Source organism: Streptococcus sp. 27098_8_23 (assembly GCF_041432195.1).
Lineage (GTDB): Bacteria > Bacillota > Bacilli > Lactobacillales > Streptococcaceae > Streptococcus.
The window spans coordinates 60,172-79,141 of the sequence record NZ_JAPVZF010000006.1 but is presented as its reverse complement, the minus strand read 5'-3'; the positions used below and the strand labels follow the sequence as shown (position 1 = coordinate 79,141).

At 39.5% G+C, this 18,970-nt stretch carries 22 protein-coding genes and 1 pseudogene; 18 read left to right on the top strand and 5 right to left on the bottom strand.

From position 1 onward, the window contains the following. The first annotated feature begins 71 nt into the window (after nt 1-71). Together folK and O3652_RS08225 are read left to right on the top strand one after the other, a co-directional pair. A complete protein-coding gene (gene folK, locus O3652_RS08230; protein ID WP_125413389.1) occupies nt 72-893 on the top strand; it encodes a 2-amino-4-hydroxy-6-hydroxymethyldihydropteridine diphosphokinase in 822 nt (273 codons plus the stop codon). Further along, nucleotides 886-2,169 carry a DUF308 domain-containing protein gene (locus O3652_RS08225; protein WP_125413390.1) on the top strand — a complete coding sequence of 428 codons (1,284 nt, stop codon included), beginning with the start codon at nt 886-888 and terminating at the stop codon, nt 2,167-2,169. Before folK ends, O3652_RS08225 begins: the two co-directional genes overlap by 8 nt. A 50-nt stretch (nt 2,170-2,219) precedes the next feature. On the opposite strand, the gene O3652_RS08220 is transcribed toward O3652_RS08225, so the two are convergent. Continuing rightward, on the bottom strand, nt 2,220-2,537 hold the full coding sequence (locus O3652_RS08220) for a DUF960 domain-containing protein (RefSeq protein ID WP_000886045.1): 318 nt from the start codon (nt 2,535-2,537) through the stop codon (nt 2,220-2,222). A 204-nt stretch (nt 2,538-2,741) separates the two neighbouring features. On the opposite strand from O3652_RS08220, the gene ccpA reads away from it, so the two are divergent. After that, a complete protein-coding gene (ccpA, locus tag O3652_RS08215; protein ID WP_001090635.1) occupies nt 2,742-3,752 on the top strand; it encodes a catabolite control protein A in 1,011 nt (336 codons plus the stop codon). 61 nt (nt 3,753-3,813) lie between these two features. Then, the gene (locus tag O3652_RS08210) at nt 3,814-4,017 is read left to right on the top strand and encodes a hypothetical protein (RefSeq protein WP_125413391.1); all 204 of its coding nucleotides are present in this window, start codon (nt 3,814-3,816) and stop codon (nt 4,015-4,017) included. Here O3652_RS08210 and O3652_RS08205 read toward each other — a convergent pair. Then, a complete protein-coding gene (locus O3652_RS08205) occupies nt 4,002-4,964 on the bottom strand; it encodes an asparaginase (protein ID WP_125413392.1) in 963 nt (320 codons plus the stop codon). The two genes, O3652_RS08210 and O3652_RS08205, sit on opposite strands and share 16 nt — an antisense overlap. A 65-nt stretch (nt 4,965-5,029) precedes the next feature. Here O3652_RS08205 and O3652_RS08200 point away from each other — a divergent pair, with 65 nt between their 5' ends. Further along, a complete protein-coding gene (locus tag O3652_RS08200) occupies nt 5,030-6,415 on the top strand; it encodes a Cof-type HAD-IIB family hydrolase (protein ID WP_125413393.1) in 1,386 nt (461 codons plus the stop codon). 36 nt (nt 6,416-6,451) lie between these two features. Here the strand turns inward: O3652_RS08200 and O3652_RS08195 are convergent, their stop codons facing one another. Beyond that, nucleotides 6,452-6,904: a universal stress protein gene (locus tag O3652_RS08195; RefSeq protein ID WP_000079162.1), complete on the bottom strand. Its 453-nt coding sequence runs from the start codon at nt 6,902-6,904 to the stop codon at nt 6,452-6,454. Between the two features lie 167 nt (nt 6,905-7,071). On the opposite strand from O3652_RS08195, the gene O3652_RS08190 reads away from it, so the two are divergent. The 3 genes from O3652_RS08190 (at nt 7,072) to rpmH (ending at nt 9,008) form a co-directional block, all read left to right on the top strand. Further along, nucleotides 7,072-7,371: a hypothetical protein gene (locus O3652_RS08190; RefSeq protein ID WP_000679224.1), complete on the top strand. Its 300-nt coding sequence runs from the start codon at nt 7,072-7,074 to the stop codon at nt 7,369-7,371. A gap of 143 nt (nt 7,372-7,514) precedes the next feature. Continuing rightward, a complete protein-coding gene (locus O3652_RS08185; RefSeq protein ID WP_000666454.1) occupies nt 7,515-8,729 on the top strand; it encodes a pyridoxal phosphate-dependent aminotransferase in 1,215 nt (404 codons plus the stop codon). A gap of 144 nt (nt 8,730-8,873) precedes the next feature. Next, a complete protein-coding gene (rpmH, locus tag O3652_RS08180) occupies nt 8,874-9,008 on the top strand; it encodes a 50S ribosomal protein L34 (RefSeq protein WP_000831905.1) in 135 nt (44 codons plus the stop codon). Nucleotides 9,009-9,190: 182 nt separating this feature from the next. On the opposite strand, the gene O3652_RS08175 is transcribed toward rpmH, so the two are convergent. Continuing rightward, entirely contained in the window at nt 9,191-11,035 is a 1,845-nt protein-coding gene (locus O3652_RS08175; RefSeq protein WP_049477751.1) for an APC family permease, read from the bottom strand. A 294-nt stretch (nt 11,036-11,329) separates the two neighbouring features. Further along, nucleotides 11,330-11,662, bottom strand: coding sequence for a helix-turn-helix domain-containing protein (locus O3652_RS08170; protein ID WP_033585479.1), 333 nt, complete (start codon nt 11,660-11,662; stop codon nt 11,330-11,332). Nucleotides 11,663-11,806: 144 nt separating this feature from the next. Between O3652_RS08170 and O3652_RS08165 the strand changes: the two genes are divergently transcribed. The 10 genes and pseudogenes from O3652_RS08165 (at nt 11,807) to rnmV (ending at nt 18,961) form a co-directional block, all read left to right on the top strand. Further along, on the top strand, nt 11,807-12,253 hold the full coding sequence (locus O3652_RS08165) for a hypothetical protein (protein ID WP_033585481.1): 447 nt from the start codon (nt 11,807-11,809) through the stop codon (nt 12,251-12,253). 58 nt (nt 12,254-12,311) lie between these two features. Then, nucleotides 12,312-13,265, top strand: coding sequence for a hypothetical protein (locus O3652_RS08160; RefSeq protein WP_033585483.1), 954 nt, complete (start codon nt 12,312-12,314; stop codon nt 13,263-13,265). A gap of 195 nt (nt 13,266-13,460) precedes the next feature. After that, a complete protein-coding gene (locus O3652_RS08155; protein ID WP_033585485.1) occupies nt 13,461-13,883 on the top strand; it encodes a sigma-70 family RNA polymerase sigma factor in 423 nt (140 codons plus the stop codon). A 141-nt stretch (nt 13,884-14,024) separates the two neighbouring features. Continuing rightward, on the top strand, nt 14,025-14,390 hold the full coding sequence (locus O3652_RS08150) for a hypothetical protein (RefSeq protein ID WP_033585486.1): 366 nt from the start codon (nt 14,025-14,027) through the stop codon (nt 14,388-14,390). A gap of 11 nt (nt 14,391-14,401) precedes the next feature. Beyond that, on the top strand, nt 14,402-14,968 hold the full coding sequence (locus O3652_RS08145) for a hypothetical protein (protein ID WP_049520599.1): 567 nt from the start codon (nt 14,402-14,404) through the stop codon (nt 14,966-14,968). 217 nt (nt 14,969-15,185) lie between these two features. After that, a pseudogene (locus O3652_RS08140) lies at nt 15,186-16,036 on the top strand (replicative protein). 51 nt (nt 16,037-16,087) lie between these two features. Then, nucleotides 16,088-16,297: a hypothetical protein gene (locus O3652_RS08135; protein ID WP_033585487.1), complete on the top strand. Its 210-nt coding sequence runs from the start codon at nt 16,088-16,090 to the stop codon at nt 16,295-16,297. 62 nt (nt 16,298-16,359) lie between these two features. Then, the gene (locus O3652_RS08130) at nt 16,360-17,499 is read left to right on the top strand and encodes a tyrosine-type recombinase/integrase (RefSeq protein ID WP_371590275.1); all 1,140 of its coding nucleotides are present in this window, start codon (nt 16,360-16,362) and stop codon (nt 17,497-17,499) included. Between the two features lie 128 nt (nt 17,500-17,627). Next, nucleotides 17,628-18,401, top strand: coding sequence for a TatD family hydrolase (locus tag O3652_RS08125; RefSeq protein ID WP_371590278.1), 774 nt, complete (start codon nt 17,628-17,630; stop codon nt 18,399-18,401). Then, entirely contained in the window at nt 18,398-18,961 is a 564-nt protein-coding gene (gene rnmV / locus O3652_RS08120) for a ribonuclease M5 (RefSeq protein ID WP_125413394.1), read from the top strand. The genes O3652_RS08125 and rnmV overlap by 4 nt, the downstream gene beginning before the upstream one ends. Nucleotides 18,962-18,970 lie beyond the last annotated feature (9 nt).

Below are 18,970 nucleotides of genomic sequence, written 5' to 3'. Positions count from 1 at the left end.
GTTTGCACTTTGATTTTCATTGAGTATAAAAAGAATCCGCTTTGGGCGGATTTTTCTAGAAAGGACTAGTTATGGATCAACTGCAGATTAAAGATTTGGAAATTTTTGCCTATCATGGTCTTTTCCCTAGTGAGAAGGAATTGGGGCAGAAGTTTGTTATTTCCGCAAGCTTATCTTATGATATGACCAAGGCGGCGACAGAATTGGATTTGACAGCTTCTGTCCATTACGGAGAATTGTGTCAGCAGTGGACGACTTGGTTTCAGGAAACGAGTGAGGACTTGATTGAAACGGTAGCCTACAAACTAGTTGAACGTACCTTTGAGACTTATCCTCTTGTCCAAGAGATTGAGTTGGAACTAAAAAAGCCTTGGGCTCCAGTGCATTTACCGTTGGATACCTGCTCGGTAACCATTCACCGTCGTAAGCAGCGAGCCTTTATCGCCCTAGGAAGCAATATGGGGGACAAGCAAGCAAACTTAGAACAAGCTATTGACAAACTGCGAGCTCGAGGTATCCATATTCTCAAGGAGTCCAGTGTCTTGGCGACAGAGCCTTGGGGAGGTGTGGATCAGGATAGCTTTGCTAATCAGGTGATTGAAGTAGAGACTTGGCTACCAGCACCAGTCTTGTTAGAAACATTATTAGCTATTGAGTCAGAAATGGGACGGGTTCGAGAGGTGCATTGGGGGCCTCGTTTGATTGATTTGGACCTACTCTTTATGGAGGACCAGATTATTTACACAGACGAGCTCATATTGCCTCATCCTTATATAGCAGAACGCCTCTTTGTTCTTGAGCCGTTAGTGGAAATAGCTCCCCATTTTATCCATCCAATCTTAAAACAACCAATTCGTTACTTGGTTGACCAGTTGGAGCAAGAAAATGCCTAAGTTTTCTGAAACCTATAGCAAGTGGAAGAGTATCGGGGAGGGACTACTTGCTATTGTTTTAGGGCTTCTCTTGATCCGATTTGGACAAGTTATTCCGAGAATGGGATACCAGTTGCTGATGGGCTACTTTTCCTTGTCAGCGGTTTGGCACTTGTTGACTCGCTGGTTTCAGGATAAAAAACGTCGGGAAAATATCTTTGTAACCTTGGGCAAGCTGGCGGTTGCGGCTCTGGTGTTTGACTCTATCATCTTGCAAGACCTTGCCCTCTATCTCTTGGTCTTTATCATTGCGAGCTACCAGCTGTTTACGGGCATCATTAGTCTTGTGACCTGGTCTCTCTATCGAAAAAATACTATTCATCCTCGGCTTCATCATCTCTTCGATGCTGTATGGATGATAGGATTCGGGCTTTATAGCATCTCTCCTTTTCACGATGCAGCGAATTTTGAATTGCTCTTGCTTGGATTTTACTTGCTCATGCTAGGAGCTAGTAGCCTCCGGGACGGTTTCTTTTTTGAAAGGATAGAAAACAATCCCAAGCTGAAACGACGTATGCGAATGACTCTGCCGATCTTTGTGACGGCTCTGATCCCTATCAGTACCTTACGAAAACTAAATGAGTGGCTGGCAAATCATGAAAGTCAAGAAGGAGAAGTTCATTCAGAAAGAAAAAACGACCAGACGGTTGATCTGGAAATTTTTGTCCATACCTCAGAAACCTCTTTCTTCCTTGCTATGGGACATGTGGATATTTGTTATCAAGGGAAGGTTATTTCCTATGGTTCCTATGATCCCCACTCGGAGCGTTTATTCGGCATGGTTGGAGACGGTGTTCTGTTTAAGGCCAATCGGGGGAAGTACATCGAGCTTTGCAAGAGGGAAAGTCAGAAGACCTTGTTTGCTTATGGCCTGAGTTTGACGGAGCAACAGAAAGCAGCTATCCAAGCGCGTTTAGCGGAGATAGAAGACCTGTTAATTCCTTGGGAACCAAGCTCGCAGTTGATGAAAAGAAGAGAGGGAGAGGTAAAGCATACCTACTCCTACCAACTAAAAGAGGAAGCAGATGCGACCCTCTATAAATTCAGCTCATCCGAGTTTAAGACCTACTTTGTTCTCAGTACCAATTGTGTTCTGCTAGCAGACTCTATCGTGGGAAAAGCTGGAACTGATATATTGAGTCCCCAAGGTTTCATTGTGCCAGGGACTTATCAGGATTACCTTGATTTAGAGTATACAAAACCCAATGGTCTAGTTGTTAGTCGATCCATTTATTAGAAAAAGAAAACTCTAGTTCATCAGCAGTTTGCGCCGAGAAGCTAGAGTTTTTAAAATAGGTCATTTTCTTCTGGAAGGAGGATGGTTTCTCTGCCATCCAGGTCTAAAACAAGGACCCTAGGAGGGTAAAGCGGATCAAAAGGATGATTGAAATCAAAATCGATGCTAGTCGGAAGGTGCTGGCTAGAAAAATGGAAGGTGATGGTCCCCTTATTGTTGAGCAGTTGAAACTCAAGCTCTTCTTCTAATTCAAAGACATTTTTCAGGAAATGATCGATAATATACCATAAAGAGTCAATGACATCGTCAGGCAGGCTGGTCACGACACCAAAACTAGCGGAACGTCTCTGTGTATTTGTAAAAGCCATGTTTTCATCCCCCTTTTATTTTCCTTATCATACAGCAAAATGTCTTAAAAATCAAGAAATCGTAATTGCTTTTTCAAAATGGGAATAAACTGTGAAATTTTTTCAAAGTTTCTCTAAAAAATACTTGAAAGTGTTTACAATAAGTGATAAAATGGAGTAAGTAGATGCGTGAAAACGAAATTTTCATTATAGAAAGGAAACGGAATGAATACAGATGATACAGTAACGATTTATGACGTCGCCCGTGAAGCAGGGGTTTCAATGGCAACAGTTAGCCGTGTCGTTAATGGCAACAAGAATGTTAAAGAGAACACTCGAAAAAAAGTCCTAGAAGTGATTGATCGCTTGGACTATCGTCCAAATGCGGTAGCCCGTGGTTTAGCTAGCAAGAAAACAACGACAGTCGGAGTTGTGATTCCTAACATTACCAATGGTTATTTCTCAACGCTTGCTAAGGGGATTGACGACATTGCTGAAATGTACAAGTATAACATTGTCCTAGCAAATAGTGATGAGGATGATGAAAAGGAAGTTTCAGTAGTCAACACTCTCTTTTCAAAACAAGTCGATGGGATTATCTTTATGGGCTATCACTTGACTGAAAAGATTCGTTCAGAATTCTCTCGTTCACGGACACCGGTTGTTCTTGCCGGTACTGTGGATGTAGAACACCAACTTCCAAGTGTAAATATCGACTACAAACAAGCAACGATTGATGCTGTGAGCTACCTTCTCAAAGAAAATGAGAAAATTGCTTTTGTGAGTGGACCACTCGTCGATGATATCAATGGCAAGGTTCGTTTGATTGGTTATAAGGAAGCCTTGAAAAAAGCTGGACATTCTTATAGCGAGGGCTTGGTCTTTGAATCAAAATACAGCTATGACGATGGCTATGCCTTGGCAGAACGCTTGATTTCATCACAAGCTACAGCCGCAGTTGTAACAGGTGATGAATTGGCTGCGGGTGTGTTGAATGGTTTGGCTGACCACGGTGTGTCTGTGCCAGAAGAGTTTGAAATCATTACGACAGATGACTCTCAGATTGCACGATTCACTCGTCCAAACTTGACAACTATTGCCCAACCTCTTTATGACTTAGGTGCTATCAGCATGCGTATGTTGACTAAGATTATGCATAAGGAAGAGTTGGAAGAACGCGAAGTTCTCCTACCTCATGGTTTGACAGAACGCCGCTCTACACGAAAACGTAAATAGAAAAAATCAGGGAATCATGAAGATTTCCTGATTTTGCGTTCTAGAGAAGGAGTTATACTCAATGAAAATCAAAAAGCAAACTAGGAAGCTAGCCGCAGGTTGCTCAAAGCACTGCTTTGAGGTTGTAGATAAAACTGACGAAGTCAGCTCAAAACACTGTTTTGAGGTTGTGGATAGAACTGACGAAATCAGTAACCGTACCTACGGTAAGGCAACGCTGACGTGGTTTGAAGAGATTTTCGAAGAGGTTTATCCTTCCATATAGTCTTTCAAAGCCTGTCCTTTTAATCCAGCATTAAGGGCGATTAATAATTTGAGGCGAGCTTTTTGAGCGTTGAGTTCTTTGACAAAGAAAACACCAGCTCGTTGCAACTGCACCCCTCCACCTTGATAGGCGTAGACAGGTTCAGCAATACCATTAAAACAACGTGAGACCAGGGCGACTGGGATTCCTTTTTGGAGGAGATTTTCCAACTTTTGAGCTGTTTCTTTGGGAATATTGCCTGCTCCAAAGGCCTGAATGACTAAGCCATCCAGCTGTTCCAAGTCTAACATATCAATTAGCTCGTCTGTCATACCGGCATAGGCTGAGATGATGGGAACTAGACCTTGAATATGCTCAAGATCAAACCGGACACGAGGTTCAGCTGTTTTGAAGTAGAGGATTTCTTGCTTCATGATAAGGCCAAGTGGTCCATGTGTTGGGGTTTGAAAGGTGCTGACGTTGGTCGTATGAGTTTTGGTAACATACTTGGCTGCGTGGATCTCGTCGTTCATGACGACCAGCACACCCTTGTCGGCTGCTTTGTCATCGCTGGCAACTCGCAAAGCGCTCAGATAGTTATAAACACCATCGCTACCAAGTTCATTTGAACTACGCATGGCCCCTGTTAGAACGATGGGGATGGGCGGAATTTTCATAGTATCAAGGAAGTAAGCTGTTTCTTCTAAGGTATCTGTACCATGTGTGATGACAACTCCATCATAGTTATCAGCTTCCTCTTTAATCTTATGATAGAGTGCAAGCATATGCTTGGGTTTGATATGAGGGCTTGGCAGATTAAAAAAGTCTAGGGCATGAACCTCAATCCCTTCAAGCGGATTGGAAACATGGTTCATGGGATTTTCCTGGCTAGTTACAACGGCACCAGTGGCATCTGCTTGCATGGAAATAGTCCCACCTGTATGTAAAACAAGGATTTTCTTAGGCATGATTTAGTCACTCTTTCTGAAATGTGGTATAATCATTGTAACACAAAAGGGGAGAATGGGACAGGATGGAAGTCAAGGCTGTTTTTTTTGATATCGATGGAACGCTAGTCAACGATCGCAAGAGTGTTTTGAAATCCACTAAGGACGCGATTAAGATTGTCAAAGAGCAAGGAGTGCTTGTTGGAGTAGCGACAGGACGAGGGCCGTTTTTTGTCAAGGAATTGATGGAAGACTTGGACCTAGACTTTGCGGTGACCTACAATGGCCAATACATTTTTAATAAAGAAAAGGTGCTCTTTGCAAGTCCGATTGCTAAGTCAAGCCTGCGTCAACTGATTGCTTACGCTAAAAAGGAGCGTAAAGAAATCGCTCTTGGAACCGAGCATGCCGTTGTTGGTTCGAAAATTATGTCATTTGGTCTCGGCTCCATTTCCCAACTGGTTAGTCGTTTTATTCCGACTGTTCTGACAAGAACCGTTAGCCGTTCCTTTAATCGAATGGTCAGCAAGGCAGTTCCTCAAAAGGAAGACGACTTGCTTAACTTGATTAATCAACCCATTTATCAAGTTTTGATGCTGATGACGCCAGAAGAATCTGAGAAGGCAGCAAGTGATTTTGAAGATTTGAAATTAACTCGAAGCAATCCTTTTGCGGCAGATATCATCAACCAAGGAAATTCCAAACTAGAAGGCATTCGCCGAGTCGGGAAAGAATATGGATTTGATCTCAATCAAGTCATGGCCTTTGGTGATTCAGACAACGATCTAGAAATGTTGGCGGGTGTTGGGATGTCGGTTGCTATGGGAAATGGCAGTAGCAGTGTCAAAGAAGTTGCCAAGCATATTACGGCAAGTAATCAACAAGATGGTATCCACAAGGCGCTCGAGCACTTTGGTGTTTTGGCTTCAGAAAAAGTGTTTGTCAGTCGAGACTACCACTTTAATAAGGTTAAAACCTTCCACCACATGATGGATGAACGAACTCAAGAAGAGCCACAGGCATGGGATGCTGAAGGTGCAACCCACCGCGCAGATTTTAAAATTGAAGAATTAGTAGAGTTTGTTCGCGCAGCAAGTTCTTCGGAGGAAGAATTCCAAAACTCCCTTGCAAGCATGCATGAGGCACTTGATAAGGCGGCAGAGAAAGTGGCGAAAAAGACACCTGCTAAGCAAAATTTGGTCGGTCAAGTGGATGCTTTGATTGACACACTGTATTTTACATACGGTAGTTTTGTTTTGATGGGAGTAGATCCAGAACGTATCTTTGACATTGTTCATGAGGCAAATATGGGGAAGGTTTTCCCTGATGGGAAAGCTCATTTTGATCCAGTTACACACAAGATTTTAAAACCAGAAGACTGGGAAGAAAAATATGCTCCAGAACCTGCCATCCGACAGGAACTACAACGTCAGTTTAAAGCTTATGAGCGACATAAAGAAAGAAAAAAATAGAAACAAAAAGGAGCTCAAGGCTCCCTTTTTTAATGATTACAATGTTTTTTCACTTTCTCTCACGACCAGCAAATCGACTTTTGCATGGCGGAGAATGTACTCAGATGAAGAACCAACCAAGAGGCGTTCAAAGGCATTGAGCCCTGTTGCACCAACGAGAATCAGGTCGACATTTTCTGCGTCTGGAATAGTACGGGCAAGGAGGGTTTTTGGATTTCCCATTTCGATGACGATGTGAATATCGGTCACACCAGCATCTCTTGCGCGCTTTTCGTACTCCTTCATCAGACTTTCAGCATCGACTTGGAGTTCTTCGTAAACTTCAGCATCAAAGGTAGACACGCTTTGAAGAGCGCGTGTGTCGATAACATGGGCAATGGTGAGCTTGGATTCGTTGCGTAGAGCAGTGTAAACACCTTTGACGAAAGCCAAATCCGCTTCTTTAGAACCATCAATTGCGACCATAACATTTTGGTAACGTTGTGCCATAATGAAACCTCCTGAAATTTTCTTACTGTTATTGTAACCCTTTTCACTAAAGAAGTAAAGTAAAAATCATATTTAAAGAAATATTATCGGAGATTCAATTTGGTGGAGATATGTTAAAATAAAAGAAAACGAGCTAGTAGGAAACACAGTAAAGGGGATGAGAAAGTATGAAAGGAACTGTTCAAGCTTCTAAAAAAATAAGTTTTCTTTATCATGGAATTATCCTTGCGTCGCTTGTAGGTGAAGTAGTGATGCTTTGGCAGCTGGAAAGAGTCATGCCCGTTCTCTATCCAGGTTTTGTTGGATTTCTTTTCTTTCACCTAGTCTACCACATCATTTTATTTGTGATTGCAAAGAGAAGTGGTCGCTTGGACTATTTGGTCACGTGGGGGCTCTTTCTCATGTTTAATCTTTTGTATGATTCTTTTATAGCGCTGATCTTTCTAGGTTTGTCTTTTGGTATGTGAGAAAATGCTTCTGTATTCTAGTTGTTTAGACGGTGAAAACCTAGTCTTTGTGAGTTTTTTCTTTGCTTACTCATTTCAGGAAACTTGTCGCAATCCCTTTCTAGTGGTATAATGTTACTATCTCTATGAATTGAGGAAACAAGATGAAAGAATATAACAAGTCTAGTAAGTTAGAGCACGTTGCCTATGATATCCGTGGTCCTGTTTTGGAAGAAGCTATGCGGATGCGAGCAAACGGAGAAAAGATTTTACGTCTGAATACAGGGAATCCAGCAGAATTTGGCTTTACAGCGCCAGACGAGGTCATTCATGACTTGATTATGAATGCGCGTGATAGTGAGGGATATTCTGATTCCAAAGGGATTTTCTCAGCCCGCAAGGCCATCATGCAGTATTGCCAACTGAAGAAATTTCCCAATGTAGACATTGATGATATCTACCTCGGAAATGGTGTCAGTGAGCTGATTGTTATGTCCATGCAAGGGCTTTTGGATAATGGCGATGAGGTCTTGGTGCCTATGCCAGACTATCCTCTCTGGACAGCCGCGGTCAGCCTAGCTGGGGGAAATGCCGTTCACTATATCTGTGATGAAGCTGCAGAATGGTACCCAGATATTGACGATATTAAGTCAAAAATTACTTCTAATACCAAGGCAATCGTCCTTATCAATCCAAATAACCCAACTGGAGCCCTTTATCCTAAGGAACTCTTGTTGGAGATTATTGAGATTGCCCGTCAAAACGATTTGATCATCTTTGCGGATGAAATTTATGATCGCATGGTGATGGATGGGCATGTGCATACACCTGTGGCAAGCTTGGCACCAGATGTTTTCTGTGTCAGCATGAATGGTCTGTCAAAATCTCACCGTATCGCTGGTTTTCGTGTAGGCTGGATGGTCTTGTCTGGTCCTAAGCACCATGTCAAGGGCTATATCGAAGGTCTCAATATGCTGTCCAATATGCGTCTTTGCTCTAACGTTTTGGCCCAGCAAGTCGTACAAACTTCACTAGGTGGGCACCAGTCAGTGGATGAATTGCTCCTTCCTGGTGGACGGATCTATGAGCAAAGAAACTTCATTTACAATGCTATTCAAGATATCCCAGGTTTGTCTGCGGTCAAGCCGAAGGCAGGTCTTTATATCTTCCCTAAAATCGATCGCAATATGTACCGCATTGATGATGATGAACAGTTCGTTCTTGATTTCTTGAAGCAGGAAAAGGTTCTCTTGGTTCATGGTCGTGGTTTTAACTGGAAGGAACCTGACCATTTCCGTATCGTTTATCTTCCTCGTGTGGACGAATTGGCGCAAATCCAAGAAAAGATGACACGTTTCTTGAGCCAGTATCGTAGATAAGGCTTTCATAGGGAAAAGCAGGAAACATTTCCTTAGAGCTATTGACAAATAGGTCAGAATCAGATAGAATAGTAAAGTATGTTTAGTAACTGATCACTTTATAGCCGGCTAAACGAATACAAAATCTATGAGGAGGTATTCATCGTGAAACGTACTTATCAACCAAGTAAACTTCGTCGTGCGCGCAAACACGGATTCCGTAACCGTATGTCAACTAAAAACGGTCGTCGCGTATTGGCAGCTCGTCGTCGTAAAGGACGCAAAGTTTTGGCTGCTTAATCCAAACGAATTCAACAAAGAAGTCAGTAGGAACTCGAGTCTACTGACTTTTCTTTTTATCCTACATAGTGAACTGTCTACGAAATCGGTCATTTTAGATGGAACTCATGGAGGGCTCATTTAAAAGGTCACATACAAAAAAACTCAAAACCAGATATAAGTTACTGATTTTGAGTTTTTGTTTATTCTTTTAAGTGATAAGAGTAGCTAGCGATAACGACATCTTCGTGCCATCTGAGAGCGTATTTTAGTTTGAGGCTCATTTGATTGTGCAGGATATTTTGCCAAGGCTTGTTAGGGATAAACTGTGGTACGAGAACTGTAACGGTGTAGTTTTTTTGCTTAGCTTCTTGGGCGATTCGTTTGACATACTTAACGCTAGGGGTGATGATGTCGCGGTAGCTAGTATTGATATTCTTCAGAGTGATATTTGGGAAGTAATCGGCAAATTCCTGAAGAATTTCTTGGTCTTTTTCTGCCGTTTCTTTAGTAGAAATGTGCATGGCCAACACTTCGTCGCCGATACTTTGAGCGTAGTTAATGGCTCCGACACTTACTCGAGTAACATTTCCTACTAGGACAAGGACAAGATTGCCGTCATAGGTACGTTTTTCAATTCCTTCGTAGAGTCGTAGCTGTTTTGCCACTTTTTGGTAATGACTGTGAATGGACAAAAAGAGGAAAGTAAGAACTAGGATAATTGGGAAGAATGGCCAGATATCACCCAGTCTGAAGAAAAGTAGAATGAGAACGATAGCATAACAAATGATGGCCCCAAGGATATTAGCAAAGGCAGGTTTTAAGAAGTTTGCTCCTTTTTCCTTTTTCCAATGACGAATCATCCCAGTCTGAGAAAGGGCAAAAGGAACGAAGACCCCGATAGTATAAAGAGGAATCAAGCGTTCAGTATTCCCATTAAAAATGAGAAGAAGGATCATAGCTCCAAAAGCCAGAGTTAAGATACCGTTGGAGTAGCCAAGGCGATCCCCTTTTTCCATAAAGAGATGGGGCATGTACTTGTTTTTAGCCATATTGTATGCCAGCATAGGGAAGGCTGAAAAGCCAGTATTTGCAGCTACAGCTAGAATCAAGGCTGTTGAGAACTGGAAGAGATAGTAGCTAGCATGACCAAAGAATGAATCACCAAGAATACCCTTGGCCATTTGCGAGAGGATGGTTTCTCCATTTTGAGGAGTGATACCCATCCAGTAGTTTAGGAAGGTAATGCCTGCAAAAAGAAATCCTAAAATCAAGGACATGATGGTCAAGGTTTGAGCAGCATTCTTTTCTTTCGGAGTTTTGAAAAATGGTACCGCATTTGAAATAGCCTCAACCCCTGTCAGAGAGGCAGAGCCACTGGTAAAGGCTCTCAATAGGAGAACGATGGAAAGGCTCGGAACAGTTTGTCCAATGGTTGAAGTCGCCTGATAGTTTAGGGAACCTGTGAATAGTTGAAAGAACCCATAAAGCAAGAGAAAGACGGTACTGAAGATAAAGAGGTAGACGGGAATCATCAGAGAGCTGGCAGATTCTTTCAATCCTCTTAAATTCAAGAGCATGAGCAGACAGACTAGGAAAATAGAGATATGAAGATTATAGGGATGGAGGGCAGGGATGGCTGCAGTAATAGCATCAGCTCCAGACGCAACGGATACGGCTACTGTCAGCATATAGTCAACAAGGAGGCTGCCCCCTGCAATCAAGCCTAGTTCAGGGGAGAGATTTTCCCGAGTGACCATATAAGCTCCTCCACCTTGAGGATAGGCGTGAATAATTTGACGATAGGAAATGGTCAAACTAGCGAGCAGTAAGAGGACAAAAATACCGATAGGGAGGCTCCACCAAATAGCGAGAGGAGAGAGACTGACTAAAACGAGAATGACTTGTTCAGGTCCATAGGCAATAGAAGACAGGGCATCACTGGATAACATTGCAAGTGCCTGCATTTTTCCCAACAATCCCCCTTCGCCGTCTGTGAGAGACTTGAGTGGTCGACCGATAAAGGTATATTTTAATTTTCTAAACATTTTCTTTTCCTTTGATGAAAATTTCAATAAGTGTTATTATACTGCTTTAAAAAAATGCAGTCAAGGGAGAATGATTGGTATTAGAATATTTTTACAAGCCGAGGGATGCTATTTTTGGTATAATAGATGGAAGAAAATGAGGTTAGAAGAGATGATTTTTGATACTCATACTTAGAGTGTTTGGAGTGAAGTTTAAGGACTCATGACATTATTGAGGCACAAATTAACCATAAAACTAACCAAAGGAAAGTTAAAGTAGCATACAAAAAGAGGAATTCATTGAGAGTTCCTCTTTTAATCTATATTTTTAACAATTTCATTGAACAAAGAAATGATTTTTAATTTTTTTGTGTGAGATAAATCTGAGATGTTATCGATCAATGTAGTTATAGGGACGTAATTATTTGAGAGTGGGAAATTAAAGAAGTCTTCTACGGTCATTCCTAAAGCAGTAAGCACTTTTTCAAGTGTGTGTATTTTAAAATCGTATTTCATATTCTCGATGTTTTGTATTGCTTTAATACCTAGTCCAGCTTGATTGGATAATTGTTCTTGGCTGAGATTCTGTTCTTTTCTACATTCTCTTATACGCTCTGCTATGTATTTTTGTAATTGATTAGCTTCCATCTGTAATTTCCTCTTTTGTACTATTCTACTATCCTTTATATGATTTTTTAAGTACAGTTAGCTGTCCAAAATATCAATATAGTATAGCGCATCGTACTATTTTGTGTTAAAATAGATAAAAAACAATACAAAAGGAGCAATAACATGGCAGAAGAAATAGCTGTGTATAAATTACAAGAATGGGACATGGGAAATGGTGAGAAGAAATATTCTCAGTTAGGTAGCTTAGAAGCTCATTATTATTTTGCAAAAAATAATGGTGGAAAAGTTTTATTTACGACAGAATCGGACTTGTACCAGAGAAATGTTGGTTATGTGTTACTAACATTGCCGAATGGAGAATACGGCTTTCTTTCTAAAATTATTGAAAAAGGAACCTATCCTAAACTCCCCGAAGATCTCTCGTATATGGTTCCCACAGAGTGGAAAAATATAAATGAAACAATAGAAAAACAGACCAATTTTAATTGGATTGCCTTAGAAGTTGTTTCAAAGATTTTTGAAGGTATTGAAGGAATACCTAAAATGCCTAGTCCACAGTACATGAAAAAAGAGGAATTTCAAAAATATCTAAATAACATAGATTATTAAGAAATAAACTCAGGTTTTGCTAATAGAATAGATACAAAAATCAAGGAGAATAAGATATATGAGAAAGCAGAAAAACGAAGAAGGTAAAAAGGATAGTAAGAATGGCAAAAAAACTAAAAAATTTAGTTTAGTGAGGGTCATATTACTTACGATTGTTATATTGGGTATCTTTGCCGCTGCAGGTATAAGCATATCTAATTATTTTTCCGAAAATTCATCAAGTGATAATTTGTTTGATAAGAAGTGGGGTTCAGTAGGACTTAAAACTAGTGTTTGGGAATTTTCAGGTTCAGATAAATTAAAAATTGACTATATGCTAAAAAATAATGAAGTATTTAATTATGATGTAACTATTCATGATTCATATTCTGATTTTAAAAATATCACAAAAACTAAACTTTCGGAAGAAGATATCGTCAAATCATTTAAGGAAAATTTCGAGATATTAAAAAATAGTGATATCAAAAAAGAAGATTTGAAGTTTATTTCATTACTTGATAATAAAGACCAAGAACGTTACGGAAGAATCCTGTATAAGATAGATCAACATAAGATGGTATATCTTGATATATTTGGTGAGAATACAGCTGTGCCGTATGAGTTAGTACCATTAGTAAATACAAAAATCAGCGGAACTTATCGTGTTACGAAGGTTTATGGGAATAAGGGTTCTGTGGAAGAAAATCAAAAAAATATAGATAGATTGCCTAACATTAAATTTTCAAGTGATAGAATTATTGTAGGAGACAAGGTGATTTATTTAACTTCATATGAATCATTTACTAATACTGTTCAGAATTTGAAAACAAAAGAACAAATTATTGAAATCATGGAAAGTAGAGGCTATAAGATAAAGGATACAGAAAAAATATATGTTAATTTGGATAGAGAGCAATTCTTTATTCCAGTTGAACATGGTAAGAAAGTATTCATGGGATTTTTGAAGAATGATACCTCAAATGAAGAGAATAACGCAGTAATGGAACTAGAAAAAGTAGAACTAAAAGAATAATTGAATAAAAAAACAAATAGCATATAGATTTGGCTCTAAAAAATGAATAGCAGTTATACGATTTTGTATAACTGCTATTTTTTTTATACATCTGACTGTTTTTATCTAAAATGACTACTAAGTTTTTTCCACTGGCGATAGCGTGAGAAGACAAACTCTGTATGGTTGGTAAACCCGAGCAGGAGGTACCAACATATGGTAGATTTAACAAAAGTAGAACAACGTAGAGAAGAAGCAATTAATAAAGCTGTATTATCTGGTGATTGGGCTAAGGTAGATAACTTATTAAACCAGCCCTATGAGAATTCATGTAGAAAAGATCGTTCTTATGGTCTTCGTAGTTTAGATAGTGGTTCAGGTGATACAGATCCTTTACTAGATACGATAGCAGATAATAGAGATGCATTGTCTCTCCTAATTAAAAAAGAAGAAATTGCTATTATAAAGAATGCTATTGAGAGATTGCTGAGTGAAAGAGATAGAAAAATTCTATATGGAGTAGTTTTAGAAGGTAAATCGTACTCAAGTCTTTCAAAAGAATTCGGGCTTACTGACAAAACTGTCAAAAGACACTATGAGCGTATTATAGAGATTCTGCGAAAAGAATTAAAAAATTAAGAATCTCCTCCGAATTCTTTTAAAATTTCTCCTTATAAGCAAGGAGGTGATTTTAAAATGTTGCTATCTGTAATCGTCACAGTATTTATTTCGTTAAAAGTAGACGATTTACTTTTAAGTTTAGAAAGAAGGTATTGAATTATGGCACTTAAGAACTTAACTCATTTTACAGAGTTTGATGCGTCACGGTTCCTTTCTCGCAAAGAACTACGTTTTGTGTCCGCCAAAAGGTGGATAGAAAAAAGTGAAACTGGTTCAGAAATTGAAAAAGGGGTAAAAGTGGGCGTACTTATCTTTTCCGATGACAGTGATTATCCAAACGAAAAAAATAATATTGGAGAGCAACTCACTGTAAAAGTTCCACTAGCATCGATGAAGGATTATGACTCGTATCAACCAATGCTCACAACTGTAGAAATTGTAGATATTGAGAAGGCTGTTGTATATGGAGAGTACCGTAACCAGCTTAGTTTGATTGCAAAAGTCAATGAAGTAGTCGAACTTTAAAGGAGGTCAATATGCCGTCGATTATCGAAGAAATACCTATGAAGATTTTTGAAGGTATTAAGGAAGTTTGTCATCTTTGTGGCAGAAAACTTCAGGAGTACCAGAGGAAAGTCCAGATAGAAGAAAATCAAAAAAACTGGAATAGATTTCTAGCTTCTACGCAAAATGTATTGGTAGAATTAGTGAAAGAAAATATTCAGGAAAATCAGTTTGCATATACACTAGTTCCAATTTACGAAGCTCAGGAAGTTGTTCAAGCCGATGGAAGCAAGTCGGTCCAGAGAGTGCACGTAGCAGATGAAAGAGTTCCTGTATGTACAATGGATAACCATGGGATTCGAGAATTTGGAGCTAGGTGTGTAGTTTTTCGGTTTCAAATTTTTGGAGAGCTACCCCAAGAAGTTCTATTAAGGATACAGGATACTTGGATCTTTTATTTGCACAAATATGCTCTTCATGGTCTCGCTGATCTATATCTAAAGCATGGTTTACGCTATCTAGTGTTCATCATCTGTAATGAATCAGATAAACGAACGATAAAGGGGGCGTTGTTCAAATTGAAGCATCCGTGGTCTTAGATGGTTAATTTTATGCCGTGAAAGTTGTTGACAGTAGGCTAAGATGAATTAGACTGGTTGTGGTGGTGCGGTCGAACTTTGTTCGTCGTGCCAACACAATCAGTTTTATAATCTTAGGGTTCCTATTGTCAATAAACCATGGAATAAATTTAAACATCGTTAGTTTGACTCATTAACTTGATAAGCGTCAAACATTAGCACAACGAAAGGTGACATTATGAATCAAATTTTTCCCAATAAATTGGTTAAAGCCTATGTTTATGGTGATACCGTAGAAATGACTACAGCCAACGGCCAACAAGAACAAATTATCAAAGTGATAGAAGGCAAGCGTTACGTAAATCTTGAGACCGGAGAAATTCACGCTATGGATACTTCCAGTAGTACACGACTCGATAATTTGAAGTCTACTAAACAGACTATGAAAAAACTACGCCGTCTAGTAGCTCATAATTTTACGGGAGGTATCAACCAGTTATGGATAACGTTGACTTATCAAGACCATGTTACCGATCCGGCTATAGTTTACATGGATTTCAAAGCGTTCATTCGACGCATTCGTAATCAGTTTGGAAATGTTGATTATATTACGGTCATTGAACCACAAGCTAGTGGAAGGTGGCATTTGCATGTGTTATTAAAGAACGATTCCGAACTAACAATTCCTAACAATGACCTTGCCAAGATGTGGGGGAAAGGTTTTACAAAGACCAAGAGGTTAAAGAGAGCTGATAAGGTTGGGAATTATTTGATTGCTTATTTGTCTAATTTGCAGATAGGTGATGAGGGTTCACAAAACAAAGCAATTATAAAAGGTGCGCGCCTATACATGTACCCCAAGGGTATCAGAATTTATCGAACTAGCAGAGGAATTAAAAAGCCTTTGGAAATGACAACAACAAAGGGTGAGCTTATGGAAACTTATAAAATTAACAGTCCTCCGACATTTTCACGTACTACAAAACATGATACTCCTTATGGTGTGAAAGAATATACTACCGAGTTTTATGATAACATAAAAGCCTGTCAGACACTTTTAGCGGAGCAACTGACAAGCTAAGTAGGTAATAAAAGAGAATCTCTTTTACCATCCCTATTATATCAGAATAGGAGAAATTTATGAAAAATATATATAAAAGCAAGAAAGGGATTACGGAATTATTTGATGTTCCGTTAAAAACCTTAAACAATGATCTAACAGAAATGCGAAGAAATGAAAAATTCCAAGGATACATTTTGAAGCCTTCTCATAAGAGAGTATATATAAATGTTGAAGGTTATAAGGAATTTCTTCTTTATAAACAAAAGAAATATGAGGAAGCTATGTAGTTATGTTATAATTAAGCTATGCTACATAGCTTTCCTTTGCTTTAAAAGTACAAGGAGAAGAAATGTTTTTTAAAAAATTAGATAATGGTAAATACCGTTATTATGAGAAATTCTATCATGAACGAGAGGGAAAGTGGAAGCAAGTCTCTGTGACTCTAAAATCAAAATCTAGAGTTTCTCAAGCAGAAGCAAAACGTCGTTTAGCGCTAAAAATCGAAAAACTTCTAACCGCCCCTACAAAAGAGGAAGTTGAAAAGAAACAACTAGAAGAAATGATTTTTAGTCAACTATTGGAAGAATGGAAAACGATTCGTTCCAGTGAGATAAAATCTTCTAGTTATAGAAGTGAGATGAAAAGTTTAGAGCTTTTCATGGGAGCAGTAGGAAATTTGAGAATATCAGATTACACCACTCAGCTAGTTCAAACATATCTAATGAATTTGAATGTTCAAAATTCAACAAGAAAAAATCGAAAAATATACTTGAATGGTATCTTTGATTATGCTGTAAAGGTCGGATATATTTCTGACTCACCAGTTAAAGGGGTGGTAATTCCGAAGCAGAAAGCAGACTATGAGAAGTTGCAAAAAGCTAAGGATAATTTCATTAGTAGAGAGGAACTAGGACAGGTTTTATCGTATTGTGAAAGTCACAATAAAGATAAGCGTTATGCTTTGGCAATGGAATTTATCTTTTTAACTGGTCTTCGTTTTACAGAGTTTATAGGGGTTCGCTATCAAGATGTAAACTTCAAAGCGAATCTTTTAACAATTGATCATACAATAGATTATGTTGCTCATGGATATGATGAGAGAATCTTACAGACAACGAAAACAGTAGGTTCTGTCAGGACGATAGTACTAAGTGAACGTTGCTTGGAAATTATCGAGTACTTTCGTAGTAACTGTTTTGATGAGGAGTTCATCTTTGTGACTGAGCAAGGTAACATTATGAGACAGCCTTTATTATATAGATTTATCAAAAATATTTGTGAAGTAGTGTTGGGTGGGCACAGATCCTATAATATTCACATGCTTAGACATTCGCATATTAGTTTATTGGCTGAACTAGGGATACCCATAAAGGCTATTATGGAGCGAGTTGGACATAGAGATGAATCTATCACTTTAAGGATCTATAGTCATGTAACAAAAAATATACAAGATGAATTGAGAGAGAAACTTAATCAAATTCATCTGTAGATGCTAACCATAGAACTAACCAAGTACTAACCAAAGTGAATAGAAACTAGGGAAGTATAGAAGAGAGAAAGTCTTTTCTTTTGGTAGCTAAGGAACATTGAGGAAAGAGAAGGAAATATAGTTTGGATATTTTTGATACGCACACACATTTAAATGTAGAAGAATTTGCAGGACGTGAGGCAGAAGAAATCGCCTTGGCTGCTGAGATGGGTGTGACACAGATGAATATTGTTGGTTTTGATAAGCCAACCATTGAACGAGCCCTAGAGTTGGCAGATGAGTATGAGCAGCTCTACGCAACTATTGGCTGGCATCCGACGGAAGCAGGGACTTACACAGACGAGGTCGAAGCTTACTTGCTTGAAAAACTAAAACATCCCAAGGTTGTTGCTTTAGGTGAGATTGGACTGGACTACCATTGGATGACAGCACCTAAGGAAGTGCAGGAACAGGTTTTTCGCCGTCAGATTCAGTTGTCTAAGGATTTGAATTTGCCTTTTGTGGTCCACACTCGTGATGCGCTAGAAGACACTTATGAGATTATCAAGAGTGAGGGCGTCGGTCCTCGTGGTGGCATCATGCATTCATTTTCAGGTTCTCTTGAGTGGGCTGAGAAGTTTGTCGAGCTTGGCATGACCATTTCTTTCTCAGGTGTGGTGACCTTTAAGAAAGCGACGGATATCCAAGAAGCTGCTAGAGAGCTTCCTTTGGATAAAATTTTGGTAGAAACGGATGCACCCTATTTAGCTCCAGTACCAAAACGTGGCCGTGAAAACAAAACAGCCTACACACGATACGTGGTGAACTTTATCGCCGACTTGCGTGGCATGACGACAGAAGAATTAGCTGCTGTGACAAGTGCCAATGCCGAGCGTATTTTTGGATTGGAAAAACAATCATGAAAGAGAAAATTTCCCAAGTCATCGTGGTCGAAGGACGGGATGATACAGCTAATCTCAAACGTTACTTTGATGTAGAGACCTATGAAACACGAGGTTCCGCAATAAATGATCAGGATATAGAACGCATTCAGCGCCTGCATGAATTGCATGGAGTCATTGTCTTTACAGATCCAGATTTTAATGGGGAACGCATTCGGCGCATGATTATGACGGCCATTCCAACAGTCCAGCATGCCTTCCTCAAGCGAGATGAGGCTGTTCCCAAATCCAAGTCCAAGGGACGTTCTCTGGGAATTGAACACGCCAGCTATGAAGATCTAAAAATAGCGCTCGTTCAGGTGACAGAGCAATTTGAAAACAAGAACGAGTTTGACATCAGTCGTGCTGACTTGATTCGCCTAGGTTTCCTAGCGGGAGCAGACAGCCGTAGACGCCGAGAGTATCTAGGCGAACAGCTCCGCATCGGCTATTCCAACGGCAAGCAACTCCTCAAGCGCTTAGAGTTATTTGGGATAACCTTGGCAGAAGTGGAAGAAGTGATGGCTAAGTATTCAGACTAACGGAGTAAG

Bases quoted from the DNA above. Each gene is read 5' to 3' on its own strand.
- O3652_RS08135 (WP_033585487.1), top strand. From the start codon at position 16,088: ATGAAAAATATATATAAAAGCAAGAAAGGGATTACGGAATTATTTGAT.
- O3652_RS08210 (WP_125413391.1), top strand. From the start codon at position 3,814: ATGAAAATCAAAAAGCAAACTAGGAAGCTAGCCGCAGGTTGCTCAAAG.
- O3652_RS08195 (WP_000079162.1), bottom strand. From the start codon at position 6,904: ATGGCACAACGTTACCAAAATGTTATGGTCGCAATTGATGGTTCTAAA.
- ccpA (WP_001090635.1), top strand. From the start codon at position 2,742: ATGAATACAGATGATACAGTAACGATTTATGACGTCGCCCGTGAAGCA.
- O3652_RS08200 (WP_125413393.1), top strand. From the start codon at position 5,030: ATGGAAGTCAAGGCTGTTTTTTTTGATATCGATGGAACGCTAGTCAAC.
- O3652_RS08225 (WP_125413390.1), top strand. From the start codon at position 886: ATGCCTAAGTTTTCTGAAACCTATAGCAAGTGGAAGAGTATCGGGGAG.
- rnmV (WP_125413394.1), top strand. From the start codon at position 18,398: ATGAAAGAGAAAATTTCCCAAGTCATCGTGGTCGAAGGACGGGATGAT.
- O3652_RS08190 (WP_000679224.1), top strand. From the start codon at position 7,072: ATGAAAGGAACTGTTCAAGCTTCTAAAAAAATAAGTTTTCTTTATCAT.
- O3652_RS08220 (WP_000886045.1), bottom strand. From the start codon at position 2,537: ATGGCTTTTACAAATACACAGAGACGTTCCGCTAGTTTTGGTGTCGTG.
- folK (WP_125413389.1), top strand. From the start codon at position 72: ATGGATCAACTGCAGATTAAAGATTTGGAAATTTTTGCCTATCATGGT.
- O3652_RS08185 (WP_000666454.1), top strand. From the start codon at position 7,515: ATGAAAGAATATAACAAGTCTAGTAAGTTAGAGCACGTTGCCTATGAT.
- O3652_RS08175 (WP_049477751.1), bottom strand. From the start codon at position 11,035: ATGTTTAGAAAATTAAAATATACCTTTATCGGTCGACCACTCAAGTCT.
- O3652_RS08155 (WP_033585485.1), top strand. From the start codon at position 13,461: ATGGTAGATTTAACAAAAGTAGAACAACGTAGAGAAGAAGCAATTAAT.
- O3652_RS08150 (WP_033585486.1), top strand. From the start codon at position 14,025: ATGGCACTTAAGAACTTAACTCATTTTACAGAGTTTGATGCGTCACGG.
- O3652_RS08145 (WP_049520599.1), top strand. From the start codon at position 14,402: ATGCCGTCGATTATCGAAGAAATACCTATGAAGATTTTTGAAGGTATT.
- O3652_RS08170 (WP_033585479.1), bottom strand. From the start codon at position 11,662: ATGGAAGCTAATCAATTACAAAAATACATAGCAGAGCGTATAAGAGAA.
- O3652_RS08130 (WP_371590275.1), top strand. From the start codon at position 16,360: ATGTTTTTTAAAAAATTAGATAATGGTAAATACCGTTATTATGAGAAA.
- O3652_RS08205 (WP_125413392.1), bottom strand. From the start codon at position 4,964: ATGCCTAAGAAAATCCTTGTTTTACATACAGGTGGGACTATTTCCATG.
- O3652_RS08165 (WP_033585481.1), top strand. From the start codon at position 11,807: ATGGCAGAAGAAATAGCTGTGTATAAATTACAAGAATGGGACATGGGA.
- O3652_RS08160 (WP_033585483.1), top strand. From the start codon at position 12,312: ATGAGAAAGCAGAAAAACGAAGAAGGTAAAAAGGATAGTAAGAATGGC.